The following is a 13,698-nucleotide window of genomic DNA, read 5'->3' as shown; positions in this document are numbered from 1 at the left end:
GTTAGAGGACCTGTTTGAGGAAGGTTTGGGTGCGGGGTTCTTTGGGGTTGGTGAGGATTTCGCGGGCGTCGCCGCGTTCTACGACGTTGCCGTCGTCCATGAAGATGAGGGTGTCGGCTACTTCGCGTGCGAAGCCCATTTCGTGGGTGACGACGACCATGGTCATGCCTTTTTTGGCGAGGTCTTGCATGACGTTGAGGACTTCGCCGACTTTTTCGGGGTCCAGGGCGGAGGTGGGTTCGTCGAAGAGGATGATTTCGGGGTTCATGGCCAGTGAGCGGGCGATGGCGACGCGTTGTTGTTGGCCGCCGGAGAGTTCGGCGGGGTAGCGGTCTCCGAAGGCTTCGAGGCCGACGCTGGCGAGGAGTTCTTGTGCGTGTTTGGCTGATTGTTTTTTGTCGGCGTGTTTGACCAGGACGGGTCCTGCCATGACGTTGTCGCGGGCGGTCATGTTGGGGAAGAGGTTGAACGATTGGAAGACCATGCCGACGCGGGTGCGTTGTTGGGCCAGTTTCTTGGGGGGGAGGGCGTGGTAGGCGGTGTCGGTTTCGTAGTAGCCGAAGTCTTCGCCGTTGACTTTGAGGATGCCGGAGTCGATGGTTTCGAGGCCGTTGATGCAGCGTAGGAGGGTGGATTTTCCGGAGCCGGAGGGGCCGATGATGCAGCAGATTTCTCCGCTGGCGATGTCGAGGTCGACGTTTTTGAGGACTGTTTTGGGTCCGAAGGATTTGCGGATTTTTTGGGCGTGGATGGTGCCGTCAGCGTTCATCGTGCGATGCCTTCCGGTGCGGTGAGTGTCACTTTGCGGGCTTTGCGGGGGACCCGGGCGGAGGTGTGGGAGTATTTTTGTTCGAGTTTTGATTGGGGGTAGCTCAGGAGCATGGTCATCACGAGGTACCAGAGGCTGGCGACGATGAGCAGAGGGATGGTTTCGTAGGTGCGGGCGTAGATGAGTTGGGCGCTTTGGAGTAGTTCGGCGACTCCGAGGACGGAGACCAGGGAGGTGCCTTTGAACATGCCGATGACTTGGTTGCCGGTGGCGGGGATGATGGAGGGCATGGCTTGGGGGATGATGACTTTGCGCATTTTCGTGGCCCCGCTCATGCCCAGGGAATCGGCGGCTTCGATCTGGCCTTTGCCCACTGAGGAGAATCCGCCGCGGATGATTTCGGCCATGTAGGCCGCTTCGTTCAGGGTCAGGCCGATCAGGGCTGCGGTGATGGGTCCCATGAGGGCGTTGGTGTCGATCGCGGTGCCGATGTCGGTGAACGGGATCCCGATGCTCAGGTTCGGGTAGAGGGCGGAGATGTTGAACCAGAAGATCAGTTGGACCAGGACCGGGGTGCCGCGGAAGATCGTGATGTAGACCCCGGCGAGGGCGGCGATGGGTTTGATGGTCGAAGCCCGCATGATGGCCAGGCCCAGTCCGAGGAGGGTGCCCAGGGCCATGCTTGCTACGGTGAGGAAGATGGTGAGCATGAGTCCGCGGAGGATGGATTCGTGGGTGAAGTATTTCGCTACGACGTCCCATTTGAAGTTCGGGTTCGTCGCGACCGAACTCAGGACGCCGACACCGACCAGGATGCAGACCACCCAGGAGACGTACTCGAACGTGCTGCGCCGCTTCAGGCGCGGCTTCAACGCCGAATCCAACCCGCTCATCACATTGCTTCTTTCCATAGTCACTTGCTTCATCGGGGCACCCACTAGTTCAGCTTGGCGTCGGTGATGGCTCCCGAGTCCAAGCCCCAGTTCTCGAGGGACTCCTTATACTCCGGGGTCTGAAGGACGGACTGGAGAGCCGCCTGGAAGGCCGGCGTCAGAGGTGAGCCCTTCTTCAAGCCGATTGCGGTCAGGTCGCTGGTGCCGACGTCGACGCGACCCACGAGTTCGAAGGAGCCCGGCTGCTGCTTCTCAGCCCACCCGAGTGCAGTTGTGTCGTACAGAATTCCGTCGATGCGCTTGGAGTGCAGCTGGGTCAGCGCGTCCTGGATGTTGGGCAGTGTCACGCCGTTGATGGCCGGCTGTCCCTTGGACGTGCAGCTCTGCTCGCTGAGGGCGGGGAGACGCTTAAGCTGACCGGTTGATCCTTGCGTCACCGCGATGTTCTTACCGCACAGGGTCTCAACGGTGAGGTTGAGCGGGTTGCCAGCGGCCACCGCCACGGAGTTGCCGGCTTTGAAGTAGTCGATCATGTCCAGGACCTTAAGGCGTTCCTCAGTTTTGGACATGGTGGTGGCAGTGAAATCGAAGCGGCCGCCATCGAGGCCGGGAACAATCGTGTCGAACTTCGTGTCCACGAACTTCAACTTCAGGTCAAGCTTCTTCGCAATGAGCCTGGCGATATCCGGGTTGAGGCCAATCGGAGTCGTATTATCCTCAGCCAGGAAGGTGGTGGGAGGGTAGTGCAGGTCCATGGCAACCGTGAGCTCGCCCTTGTCCTTGATGGACTGCGGCAACAGGGCAACAGCAGCTGAATCCGGCTGGACGCCCTCGGAAATGTCGGTGGTGTTGGCAGTCTTGCTGTTGTCGGCGGAATCGCTGTTCGCGGTGCCTCCACAAGCGCTCAGTGCCAGCAGTACGGCAAGTCCGGCAGCTGCGGTTTGCGCCTTGGTTCGAATCTTCATGGTGCTTCCCTTCGAGGGAGTCGGGCGGTGGGGAGGGGAGAAGGTCTTGGTAGTAATGTGATCCGGATCTCTCCGTCATCTACTGCAATGCAACCCCCTCAACAGTAGATTGTCAACAATTGACAGAAACTTTTTTGAACAGATCCCTTCGTTGAGAATCGTTCTAACTAGGCGCCGAAAACTGTTGACAATTTACAATTTGGCACCCTAGAGTCGAGTCAGCGGTCGAGAAGCTCCCGGACTGCCCGGCAGTTTTTTACGGGTGCATCCGCTTCACTCGACACCCTTACACGCGGCCCGCCCGCCTCCATATCCCGAAAAGAAACGGACTTGACATGGCAGAGACCAATTCCCGGCCGAAGTACATCTCCTTTGATATCTACGGCACACTCATCAACTTCGACATCGATCCCACTACGCGGCGTTTGCTCGATGGCCGAATCTCTGAAGAGCAGTGGCCCACCTTCAAGAAGCAGTTCCGCGGATACCGCTTTGACGAAGTACTGGGGGATTACAAGCCGTATGAGCAGATCCTCCAGGATTCCTTTGATCGTGTGTGCAAGCGTTGGGGAATTGGACCGACTGAAGGGGCAGGTGCAGCATTTGCTGATGTTGTCCGCGGTTGGGTTGCCCACGACGACGTGCCGGCCCCGCTGAAGCTCATGGGCGACAACTACCAACTCGTGGCTCTATCCAACGCGGACACCAGCTTCCTGGACATCAGCATTCCCAAGCTCGGCGCAAACTTCCATTCAGTCCTCACCGCCGAGCAAGCCCAGGCGTACAAGCCCCGGTACCAGGCCTTCGAGTACATGCTGGACACGCTGAATGCCAAGCCCGAGGACTTCCTGCACATCTCCTCCCACACTCGCTACGACATGCATCCCATGCACGACCTGGGTTTCCGGAACCTCTGGATGCTGGACCGCGGCTATGACCCCATTGGCGAGGGCTACGGCCTCAACACCGCTAAATCCCTGGACGAGATCAACAAGCACCTCGGTCTCTAAAACGACCACGAGGCGAAAGGCCAACCGTGAAACTTGTTCCTTACTGGCTCGACACTGCAGAGCCATCCGGCGACTACCGCCGCACTCCAGTCCCGGAGAACGTAGATGTCGCGATTATCGGCGCGGGCTTTACCGGGCTGTCCGCAGCACTTGAATTTGCCAAGCAAGGCGCCACTGTTGCTGTCTTCGAACGCCACACTGTTGGTTGGGGTGCGTCAGGCCGCAACGGGGGCATGGCTACCACTGGTTTGGCCATTGGGTTCAGTACGGCAGTCAAGCGCTACGGGGCTCCCCGTGCCGTTGAGATGTTCCGCGAATACAACGACGCCATTGAAACCATCGAGAAGCTGGTGCACGACAACGGCATTGACTGCGACTTCAAGCGCTTCGGCAAGCTCTCCCTCGCGTTCCACAAGTCCCACTACGACGGCTTCCTGAAGTCGCAGGAGCTGCTCGCCAACCTGGTTGACCACCAGGTAAAGGTCATTCCCAAGTCCGAAATCCACAGCGAAATCGGCACCGACTTCTACCAGGGTGCCATGATGGATCCGCTGGGCGCCGGCCTGCACGTGGGCAAGTTCGTGCACGGGCTGGCGAAGGTGGCAGCGGACAACGGCGCAGCCATCTGCGAAAACGCATCGGTCACCGAGCTGAACAAGGTCTCGGGCACAGTGCACGATGTTCACACCACCCGTGGAATTACCCGGGCCAAGCAAGTCCTGGTGGCCACCAGCGGCTACACCGGCAACGTCACCCCGTGGCTGCAGCGTCGCGTGATTCCTGTGGGCAGCTTCATCATCTGCACCGAGCCTCTGTCCGAAGAGGTCGTGAACCGCATCCTGCCCAACAGGCGCCAAGCCTCTGACAGCAAGATGCTGACGTACTACTTCCGCATCACGCCGGACAACAGGTTGTTGTTCGGCGGCCGCGCACGCTTTGCGCTGTCCAGCCCGGATTCGGATGTCAAGAGTGCGGAGATCCTGCACAAGGCCATGACCGAACTCTTTCCCTATCTGTCCAACGTCAAGGTGGACTACATCTGGGGTGGCCTGGTGGACCTCTCCATGGACCAGATGGTCCATGCCGGCCAGCATGATGGCCTGTTCTACTCCCTTTGCTACAGCGGGCATGGTGTTCAGATGGCTGCACACATGGGCAAGAGGATGGCCCACTACATGGCGGGGGACAAGCAGGCGAACGTGTGGGAAGACCTGAAGAACCCGCCTGTACCCGGCCACTTCGGCCCCCCATGGTTCCTGCCTTTTATTGGCGGAGCCGCGAAGATCATCGACCGCATCAAATAGGCAGGGCAAAGGATCACATGAGTTCATTATCCAAAGTCGCTGAAGCGCGCCCGAAAACAGGGCAGGAGACGGCCTACAGACGGGCCAGTATCGCCGCCCTGCCAGGAGGTGCGTTCCTGGAAGGCCGTTGGGAGACGGCTGACAGGATCCTCGAAGTCAGGGATCCCGAAGACGGCGTTCTGTTGGGAACTGTGTGTTCCTCCACTCCTCAAGATGTGCGCCGTGCAGTTGCTTTCATACACCACCACCTCCAGGAAGACGATTGGGTCCTGCGGGACCGCAGGGAGGCTTTGGAACGGGCTGCAGTGCTGCTCGTGGACAAGGCCGTGCGGTTCGCGGAGATCATTGCCGCGGAAAGCAGCAAGACCATCACCGAAGCTGAACGCGAAGTGCGTCGTTGCGCAGAGACGTTGCGGCTCTCCGCTGCCGCCTCGAGCGAACTTGTTGGAGAGACTCTTGCCTTTGAAGACAGCATGGCCGGGGCCAACAAGATTGGCTGGTACAACCGCAAACCTGTAGGAATCATTGCGGCCATCACGCCCTTCAACGATCCCCTGAACCTTGTGGCACACAAGTTGGGTCCGGCGCTGATCGGAGGCAACGGCGTCGTCCTTAAACCCTCGGGCCGAACCCCGCTTACGGGCCTTGCTTTCATCGAACTGTTGTTGGAAGCGGGCGTTCCTGCCGGTCGCCTTGCCGCTATTGTTTCCGGCCCGGGCGTCTCGGAAGCGATCGTGACGGACCCGCAAGTGGACCTTATTTCCTTCACCGGTGGACCGAAGACTGCCGATCGCATCGCTGCCGCTGCGGGAGCAAAGAAGATCCTCTCTGAGCTGGGCGGCAACAATGCGACGATCGTCTGCGGGGACGCCGACGCCAAAGCAGCAGCGGCCGCGATCGTGGCCGGTGCTTTTGGCGTGGCCGGCCAGAACTGCCTTTCCGTGCAGCGGGTCTACGTTCACGTCTCCCTGTTCGAACACCTCCTGGAAGAGGTGGTGGCCGGGACCCGGGCGCTGCGTGTCGGGGCTAAATTCGATCGCACCACGGACGTCGGACCACTGATCAGCGAAGCCGAAGCCCGCCGTGTGGAGGAATGGGTGGAGGAGGCCACAACACTTGGTGCCAGCGTCCAGGTGGGCGGCCGGCGTATTGGAGCGTTTTACCAGCCCACCGTGCTCACGGACGTGCCCGCCGAGGCCTTGGTCATCAGCGAAGAAGTGTTTGGGCCGGTGGTCAGCATCATGCCCTTTATCCAGATCACTGACGCCATCCATGCGGCCAACGCCTCCGACTACGGACTTCAGGCTGGTGTCTTCACCGAATCCATTGACCTGGCCCTGGCAATTGCCGACAAGCTGCATGTGGGGGCGGTGGTCATCAACGAGACCAGCGACGTCCGGATCGATTCCATGCCGTTCGGCGGGTTTAAGAAGTCCGGCGTTGGCCGTGAAGGCGTCAAGCACGCAGTCCGCGAAATGACCGAGCCCAAGAGCACCATTATCAAACTGGCGGAGCCCGCCACCCGCTGGCAGCAGCTGACGGGCACCTCAGAACGGAATGCATCATGACTACCCATAAAATCGCGGTTATCGCCGGCGACGGTATCGGCAAGGAAGTGGTCCCTGCGGCCATCCAAACCCTTGAGCGAATCGCTGAGATCCACTCCATCAACCTGCAGTTCACGCACTTCGACTGGGGATCCGACTACTACGCGCAGCACGGCCGCATGATGCCGGTGGACGGCCTGGATCAGTTGGCGCTGCATGACGCCATTTTCCTGGGCGCCGTGGGCTCCCCGGAGGTTCCGGACGCTGAATCTCTGTGGGGCCTCCTGATTCCTATTCGCCGCGAATTCCAGCAGTACATCAACCTGCGGCCGGTAAAAACGCTCGACGGCGTCAAGTCGCCGCTGGCGTCCAAGGAACCGATCGACATTCTGATCGTGCGGGAGAACAACGAAGGGGAGTACTCGGAGGTCGGCGGCCGGATGTACCGCGGACTGCCGCACGAAACAGCTGTTCAGGAAACCATCTTCACCCGCCGGGGAGTATCGCGTGCCGCCCACTTCGCCGCCTCCCTCGCGTCGTCGAGGAGGGGGCACCTGACCTCGGCCACCAAGAGCAACGGCATCATCCACACCATGCCTTTCTGGGACGAGGTAGTGGAAGAAACCACCCGCCTTTACCCCGACGTGACACTCACCAGCGAACTGGTGGATGCCTTGGCTGCGCATCTGGTCCTCAAACCTTGGACCTTGGACGTCATCGTTGCCTCGAACCTGCTGGGCGACATCCTCTCGGACCTGGGCAGCTCCGTCACCGGTTCCATCGGTGTGGCTCCCAGCGCGAACCTGAATCCCGACGGTGATTTCCCATCCCTCTTTGAGCCGGTGCACGGATCTGCCCCGGACATTGCAGGGAAGGGACTGGCAAACCCGGTGGGACAGATTTGGTCCGGAGCAATGATGCTCCAGCACCTGGGCCACCCCGCAGCCGCAGAGCATCTGCAGTTGGCTTTCGAGTCCGTGTTGCGAGAGGGTTTGGGTACCCGCGACGTTGGAGGACCGTCGTCGACCTCTGAGTTCACAGCGGCCGTCCTGGCTGCCATTGACGTCTTGGAGGCTGTGGGCAAGGCTGAACCCAGCGATCCCACGCCAGCGGCAGCAGCGGCGTCGTCAGCATGACGAATGCCGACGGCAAGCGGCCCATCGTCGCTGTCCTGTACCGGGAGGCCCTGCCGCCCGGATTGGACGAAATCGCGGAGCTGGCCGAAGTCCGCCTGACCAAGGCTGACGGTCTCGCTAAGGCAATGGATGGTGCGGATGTTCTCTACCAATGGCATTCCTTCTCGCCCGCGCTGCGGGAGAACTGGGCTGCAGCTTCATCGCTGAAGTGGGTCCACGTAACAGCAGCGGGCGTGAGCCAGCTCCTGTTCGACGAGCTCATCCACAGTGATGTGGTCTACACGAACTCCCGGGGAGTCCTGAGCCGTGCCATAGCCGAATTCACGCTGGGCTTCGTCCTGGACATCGCCAAAGACTCACAGGGCTCGTTCAAGCTTCAGCAGCAGCAGCGCTGGCAGCACCGCGTCACGCGAAAAATTCAGGGACAGCGCGCCTTGGTGGTGGGTACCGGGTCCATTGGTCAGGAAATCGCCTCCCTGTTCCGTGCCGTTGGCTTGCGCGTTAGCGGTGCCGGGCGCAGCAGCCGGCCAGGGGATGAGTACTTTGAGGAGATCTATTCGTCCAAGGACCTGGCCTTGGTGGTTGGCGACTTCGACTACATTGTGCTGGCCGCGCCCCTGACCGACGACACCAAAGGCTTGGTGGACGCCGACGTGCTTTCAGCCATGAAGCCCACGGCCCACCTCCTTAATGTGGGGCGCGGGGAGCTGGTCCGCACCGACTCACTGGTAGACGCGCTTCGCTCAGGTTCCATTGCCGGCGCGGCGCTGGACGTGGTCCATCCGGAACCACTTCCTGCGGAGCACCCGCTGTGGGGCATGGACAACGTCATCCTTACCCCTCACATGAGCGGCGACACCGAAGGTTACCTGGACGATCTTGGGAAGCTGTTCGTGGAGAACCTCTGGCGGTTCAGCCGGGATGAACCGCTGCAGAACGTCGTGGACAAGAGGCTCGGGTTCGTTCCCGCTTCCTGATCCCAGTCACCCGGATTGGACGCCCGTGAACCTGAGCACATTATTACGGCACTTCGGAGCGTCAATTTTCTGGAAGCAGGAGGTAAGGCTAACCTAATAGTCTTCACTTTCCCCATGCCCACCCGTTCGGGCATACATAGCAGGCGGTTCCTTTTGCGCACTCCCAGCCGTTACACGGCAGCCCTCGGGCTGGCAGCCCTCCTCACTCTTTCCGGTTGTGGCCTCAGCGGAGGCCAGCCCGGTTCCACCGAGCAGGTGGCGGATACCAATGAGCGCATCGTCGTGGACAATTTCCGTGCACCCGTTGCCAACTGGGCCCCCGAGTCGGACGCCGCCTACATCCTGTCACTCTCCGGCTGCTTGGAAACCCTCACCAAGTACGATTCCGCCCAAGGCAAAGTTGTTCCCTTCCTGGCAACGGAATGGAAGCAGACCTCACCGCTGGAATGGGACTTCACCCTCCGTGAAGGCGTGAAATTCCAGGACGGTACCGAACTCACCGCAGAGGCCGTGGCCGGCTCGCTCAACCACGTCCTCAAGGCCAAGGTGCCTGCCAGGGCGTTCAGCCCAAGCGTTGTCAGCGGTGTCCAGGCAATCGATGCAAAGACCGTTCGCGTGACCACGCCCGTGGAGAACCCCTTGGTGCCGTTCCGCCTTGCGAGCGTCAACACCGGCGTTCTTGCCCCGGCCGCGTATGCCGGCGCCACCGTTGATCCCTTCGGTCACTGCACCGGTCCGTTCACTCCTGTATCGGAGAAAGCGAAGCAGTCCCTGACTCTGGACCGCAATGAAAACTACTGGGGCGGCGAGGTGCAGCTCGCAGGGGGTGAGGTCCGTTTCATCACCAACGGCGCGACGCGCGCGGCACAAGTCCAAACCGGCGAGGCTGACATTTCCCTCTCCATCCCGGCCTCCGCCTTGTCCACGCTCGAAAACGCCCCCGAAGTCTCTGTGCTGAAGGCAGACTCACCGCGTACGGCCACGCTGTACATGAATAACGGCCGGGCCCCTTTCAACAACGTCGATTTCCGCAAAGCCCTCCGCTCGGCACTGGACCTTGAAGCCCTGGCCGCCAGCGTGTACGAAGGCGCTGCGCTTCCGGCAGCCGGACCCTATGCGCCTTCCGAACCATGGGCCGCTAGCGATGCAAGCTCACCAAAACAGAACGTTGAAGAAGCGAAGAAGCTTCTTGCCGCTGCCGGATACACGCCGGACAAGCCCTTGGAAATCATCGCGATTGTTGAACGTGCAGAGTTCGCCGACGTCGCAACCGTGGTCCAGGACAACCTCAAGAACATCGGTGTGCCCGTTGTTATCCAGGCCAAGGAATACGCCTCCGCTGAACCCGACGTTCTGGCGGGGAACTACGACATGATCCTGAGCCAGCGAAACCGGCTCATCGACATTGCCGATCCCATCGGATTCCTGACGGCAGACTATACGTGCAAGGGTACGTACAACCTCAGCCACTTCTGCGACGAAGAGTACGACTCGATCATCACCGAAGCAGCCCGCACCTCCAACAGCGAGGAACGCTACAAGCTGTATGCCAAAGCCGGTCAGCTCCTGAATGACCAGGCAGTCAACCTTTGGCTCGTCAATGAACAGGCCACCGATGCCATTCGCAGCAACGTCATGTCCTACGTCCAGGATCCGCTGTCCCGTTACGTCCTGACCGCACAAACGGCCAAGTCCGGCTCCTAGCAACGAACTGAGACCACCAGACAAACCCGCATGATCACTTTCCTTGCGAAGCGGACGGCGACCCTCGTGGCCGCCGTCCTGCTGTCGTCTTTCGCTGTCTTCCTGATTCCCTACGTCACCCCGGGCGATCCTGTCCGGAAGATCATCCGCTCCCGCGTCGCCGGGGACATAGTGGACGACGCCACCGTTCGGGCTTTGGGAGAGAGCCTTGGACTCGACGATCCCCTTCCCGTCCAATATCTGCGTTGGCTGGGGGACTTCTTCACCGGGGATATGGGGTTATCCCATATCAGCAGGACACCCGTGGTTGACCAAGTGATGCCCGCTATGGGCATCACCCTCAGCCTGGTGATCGTGGCCCTGGGCGCGGCAGTGGTGGTATCGCTGCCCCTTGGGATTGTGGCAGCGCTGAAACAAGGCAGCCGGACCGACAAGTTGATCACCACAGTCACCCAGTCCTTCATCGCAATGCCTGAATACTGGCTGGCTCCGCTGCTGGTGTTGCTGTTCGCGCTCAAACTGTCCTTGCTGCCCTCTGCAGGGTGGAACACGGCGTCCTCTATCGTCCTGCCGGCGGTAACGCTGGCATTGCGACCGATCAGCTTCTTCACGTCGGCCGTGCGATCGGGAATGATCGATGCCCTCGAGGCAGAACACATTTCCGCCGCGCGAGCCAGGGGACTGAGCCACGTGCAGACAGTCATGAGGCACGTTGTTCCCAACGGCCTGGTTCCGTTGTCCACTCTGTTCGCAGTGTGGTTCGCGGGTCTGCTGGGAGGTTCGGTCATTGTGGAGGTGATCTTCGCGATCCCAGGTATGGGCAGGCTCCTGTACGACTCCGTGGTCAACAGCGACATCCCGTTGGCTCAGGGCGGCGTGGTGGTTGTCGTGGCACTGGCTGTCACCATCACCACGCTTGCCGACTTCCTGCACCGGATCCTCAGCCCGAAGGTGAGTGGCGCCCTTGCGTAACCGCTCCGCGATCGACGCGGCCGCCGTCGTGATTCTCATCCTGATAGTCGCAGCGGTGGCAGCGGCGCCCTGGCTGGCGCCGTTCCCTCCGGACGATCAGAACCTGGCTGCGCGGCTTACACCGCCCAGCCCCACACATTGGCTGGGAACGGACCACCTGGGGCGGGACACGCTCAGCCGCTTGCTCGACGGCGGCCGCTTCTCTTTGGTGGTGGCCGCACTGGCCACTGTGCTGACCGGAATCATTGGGTTGGTCATCGGCGTGCTGAGCGCCCGCCGTAAGGGCTGGCTGGATGAGCTGTTTACGCGCACCAATGACGTCCTGCTGGCGTTGCCCGAGATGGTGGTGGCCTTGTTTATCGTCGCTGCCATGGGAACGGGCTTCACATCCCTGCTGGTGGCACTGACCGTAACAGGCTGGACGCCATTTGCACGGCTTGCCCGAACGCTGGCCTATGACGTTTCGGCACGAGGTTTTGTTGAAGCGGCGCGGGTGGTGGGCTGTTCGCCGTGGTTCATTATTTTCCGCCACATCCTCCCGCATTTGGCCGCACCTATGGTGGGTCAGGCAACGCTGCGCTTCGGTCAGCTCCTGATCGCGGTCGGAGCACTGTCATACCTTGGACTCGGCGTTCAACCGCCGCAATCGGACTGGGGTTCCATGCTGGCAGCGGCGCAACCGTACGCAGAAAGAGCGCCGTGGGGGATTGTCGCCCCCGGACTCGCCGTTTTTGTGGTGGCCCTCTGCGTGACGCTGATCGGCCAACGCGCATCCCGCCGGGCCTCTGACCCTGTGGACGTCCTTGTGGAGGAGGGCCAGCATGCCTGAGCTGGTTGTTGAGGATCTGACAGTCCACGGCGAAGACACAGGGCATCCGATCCTCGCCGGTGTCAGCTTGACGGTGAAGCCCGGCGAGTTTGTGGCGCTCGTGGGCGGCTCCGGTTCGGGGAAGACCATCACCGCACGGTCAGTCCTGCGGTTACTGCCTCAGCAGCTGAGGATTGAGTCTGGCTCCATCCGGCTCGGCTCGTTGGACATAACCCGAGCCTCGGAAACAGAGCTGAACCGCATCCGTGGCGGGCAGCTGGGGATGCTGTTCCAGCAGCCAAAAAAGATGTTCAATCCCAGCAAAACAATCGGCGCCCATCTCAGGGAACCACTTAAACTGCACTCCGGGCTACGCGGCCAGGCAGCAAAAGCCAAGGTGCTCGAATTGCTGGCCGACGTGGGCTTCGAGGATCCGCAGCGGGGTATGCGCTCATACCCGCACCAGCTTTCCGGTGGCATGGCGCAGCGGGCGATGACTGCCATGGCGTTGGCAGCCCAGCCCGGCATCCTTCTGGCCGACGAGCCGACGTCCGCCCTGGACAAGGTGCTGGAGCAACAAATCCTTGAGCTGCTGGACAGGCAACGGATCCAGCGTGGCCTGGGAATCCTCTACATCACGCATAACCTTGCCTCGGTGGCCGCATTTGCGGACAGGGTGCTGGTGATGAATTCCGGCGTGATCGTTGAATCCGGCACCACCGAAGCTGTCCTGGGCAGCCCGAAGACCGCCTACACGCGCAAGCTCCTTGAAGCGTCCAACCTGGCGCCCACCGGAATCGCGGGCGCCCCCACCCGCCAGCGCAACGCCCTGACACTGAACACTGTGGTCAAGCATTTCGGATCCGGCAAACGCCGCGGGCGGCCCGCCTTGGACTCGATCTCGCTGGACGTACACCACGGCGAAATCCTTGGTGTCCTGGGTCAATCGGGATCGGGTAAGAGTACCCTCGCTCGTGCCATTGTTGGGTTGGAAGGCATCAGCAGCGGAAGCATCACCAGGACTCTCGACGCGGATGGTGCAGGCCCAACAGCTGTGCAGCTGGTGTTCCAGGAGCCCCACGATTCCTTCGACCCCCGCATGACCCTCCGGGCCAGCCTTGAGGCGCCGCTCAGGTCGCGGAATGATCTCACCGCAGTTGAACGGTCCCGTAAGCTCACGGCAGCGATGGAGGAAGTCGAGCTTGATCCCGACATCCTGGATCGGCGTCCGGGGCAATGCTCCGGAGGTCAGTTGCAGCGGATGACCATAGCCCGGGCGTTGCTGTTGGAACCCGAGGTCCTGATCTGTGACGAAGCGACGTCAGCTTTGGACGCGGTGACCCAGCGGACCATCCTTGAACTGTTGCAGCGCCTGCACAGGGACCGCGGGCTGACTTTGATGATCATCACCCATGACATGGACGTGGTGAGGCACATGTGCCAGCGGGTTGCGGTCCTGTACCAAGGGTGCCTTGTGGAGCTCACGGACACGGACAAGTTCTTTGCAGATCCGCAGCACCAGCACAGCCAAGATCTGGTTTCGGCGGCCATCCCGTGCCGGGGGCTGCACTTGAAAAAGATCAGGGCGGCGCTTTAGCAAGCAGCCAGGGTGG

At 61.1% G+C, this 13,698-nt stretch carries 12 protein-coding genes; 9 read left to right on the top strand and 3 right to left on the bottom strand.

The window, feature by feature from the left end:
* Position 1: 1 nt before the first annotated feature.
* From J3A64_RS06940 to J3A64_RS06930, 3 genes are read right to left on the bottom strand one after another with little or no spacing between them, the layout of a single operon-like run.
* Positions 2 to 769 (bottom strand): amino acid ABC transporter ATP-binding protein, encoded by a 768-nt coding sequence (locus J3A64_RS06940; protein ID WP_014921776.1) that lies wholly within the window; start codon positions 767 to 769, stop codon positions 2 to 4.
* Positions 766 to 1,662: an amino acid ABC transporter permease gene (locus J3A64_RS06935; protein ID WP_043470208.1), complete on the bottom strand. Its 897-nt coding sequence runs from the start codon at positions 1,660 to 1,662 to the stop codon at positions 766 to 768. The genes J3A64_RS06940 and J3A64_RS06935 overlap by 4 nt, the downstream gene beginning before the upstream one ends.
* A 44-nt stretch (positions 1,663 to 1,706) precedes the next feature.
* Complete coding sequence (locus J3A64_RS06930) at positions 1,707 to 2,627, bottom strand: ABC transporter substrate-binding protein (RefSeq protein WP_210063888.1); 921 nt, start codon at positions 2,625 to 2,627, stop codon at positions 1,707 to 1,709.
* Between the two features lie 335 nt (positions 2,628 to 2,962).
* Here J3A64_RS06930 and J3A64_RS06925 point away from each other — a divergent pair, with 335 nt between their 5' ends.
* The 9 genes from J3A64_RS06925 to J3A64_RS06885 all read left to right on the top strand — a co-directional run bounded on the left by J3A64_RS06925 (position 2,963) and on the right by J3A64_RS06885 (position 13,682).
* Entirely contained in the window at positions 2,963 to 3,637 is a 675-nt protein-coding gene (locus tag J3A64_RS06925; protein WP_210063887.1) for a haloacid dehalogenase type II, read from the top strand.
* A gap of 26 nt (positions 3,638 to 3,663) precedes the next feature.
* On the top strand, positions 3,664 to 4,941 hold the full coding sequence (locus J3A64_RS06920; protein WP_014921780.1) for an FAD-binding oxidoreductase: 1,278 nt from the start codon (positions 3,664 to 3,666) through the stop codon (positions 4,939 to 4,941).
* Positions 4,942 to 4,958: 17 nt separating this feature from the next.
* Complete coding sequence (locus J3A64_RS06915; RefSeq protein WP_210063886.1) at positions 4,959 to 6,509, top strand: aldehyde dehydrogenase family protein; 1,551 nt, start codon at positions 4,959 to 4,961, stop codon at positions 6,507 to 6,509.
* Positions 6,506 to 7,624 carry a tartrate dehydrogenase gene (locus J3A64_RS06910; RefSeq protein ID WP_210063885.1) on the top strand — a complete coding sequence of 373 codons (1,119 nt, stop codon included), beginning with the start codon at positions 6,506 to 6,508 and terminating at the stop codon, positions 7,622 to 7,624. The genes J3A64_RS06915 and J3A64_RS06910 overlap by 4 nt, the downstream gene beginning before the upstream one ends.
* Positions 7,621 to 8,601 (top strand): D-2-hydroxyacid dehydrogenase, encoded by a 981-nt coding sequence (locus tag J3A64_RS06905; protein WP_210063884.1) that lies wholly within the window; start codon positions 7,621 to 7,623, stop codon positions 8,599 to 8,601. Before J3A64_RS06910 ends, J3A64_RS06905 begins: the two co-directional genes overlap by 4 nt.
* Before the next feature lie 114 nt (positions 8,602 to 8,715).
* A complete protein-coding gene (locus tag J3A64_RS06900) occupies positions 8,716 to 10,305 on the top strand; it encodes an ABC transporter substrate-binding protein (protein WP_210063883.1) in 1,590 nt (529 codons plus the stop codon).
* Positions 10,306 to 10,335: 30 nt separating this feature from the next.
* Positions 10,336 to 11,277, top strand: coding sequence for an ABC transporter permease (locus J3A64_RS06895; protein WP_011774659.1), 942 nt, complete (start codon positions 10,336 to 10,338; stop codon positions 11,275 to 11,277).
* Complete coding sequence (locus tag J3A64_RS06890) at positions 11,261 to 12,106, top strand: ABC transporter permease (RefSeq protein WP_210063882.1); 846 nt, start codon at positions 11,261 to 11,263, stop codon at positions 12,104 to 12,106. The genes J3A64_RS06895 and J3A64_RS06890 overlap by 17 nt, the downstream gene beginning before the upstream one ends.
* The gene (locus J3A64_RS06885; RefSeq protein WP_210063881.1) at positions 12,099 to 13,682 is read left to right on the top strand and encodes an ABC transporter ATP-binding protein; all 1,584 of its coding nucleotides are present in this window, start codon (positions 12,099 to 12,101) and stop codon (positions 13,680 to 13,682) included. Before J3A64_RS06890 ends, J3A64_RS06885 begins: the two co-directional genes overlap by 8 nt.
* Positions 13,683 to 13,698 lie beyond the last annotated feature (16 nt).

This window comes from Pseudarthrobacter sp. PvP004, from assembly GCF_017876035.1.
In the GTDB taxonomy this organism is placed as follows: domain Bacteria; phylum Actinomycetota; class Actinomycetes; order Actinomycetales; family Micrococcaceae; genus Arthrobacter; species Arthrobacter aurescens_A.
Note: the sequence above shows the minus strand (reverse complement) of the source record. Positions and strands in the feature narration are given on the sequence as shown.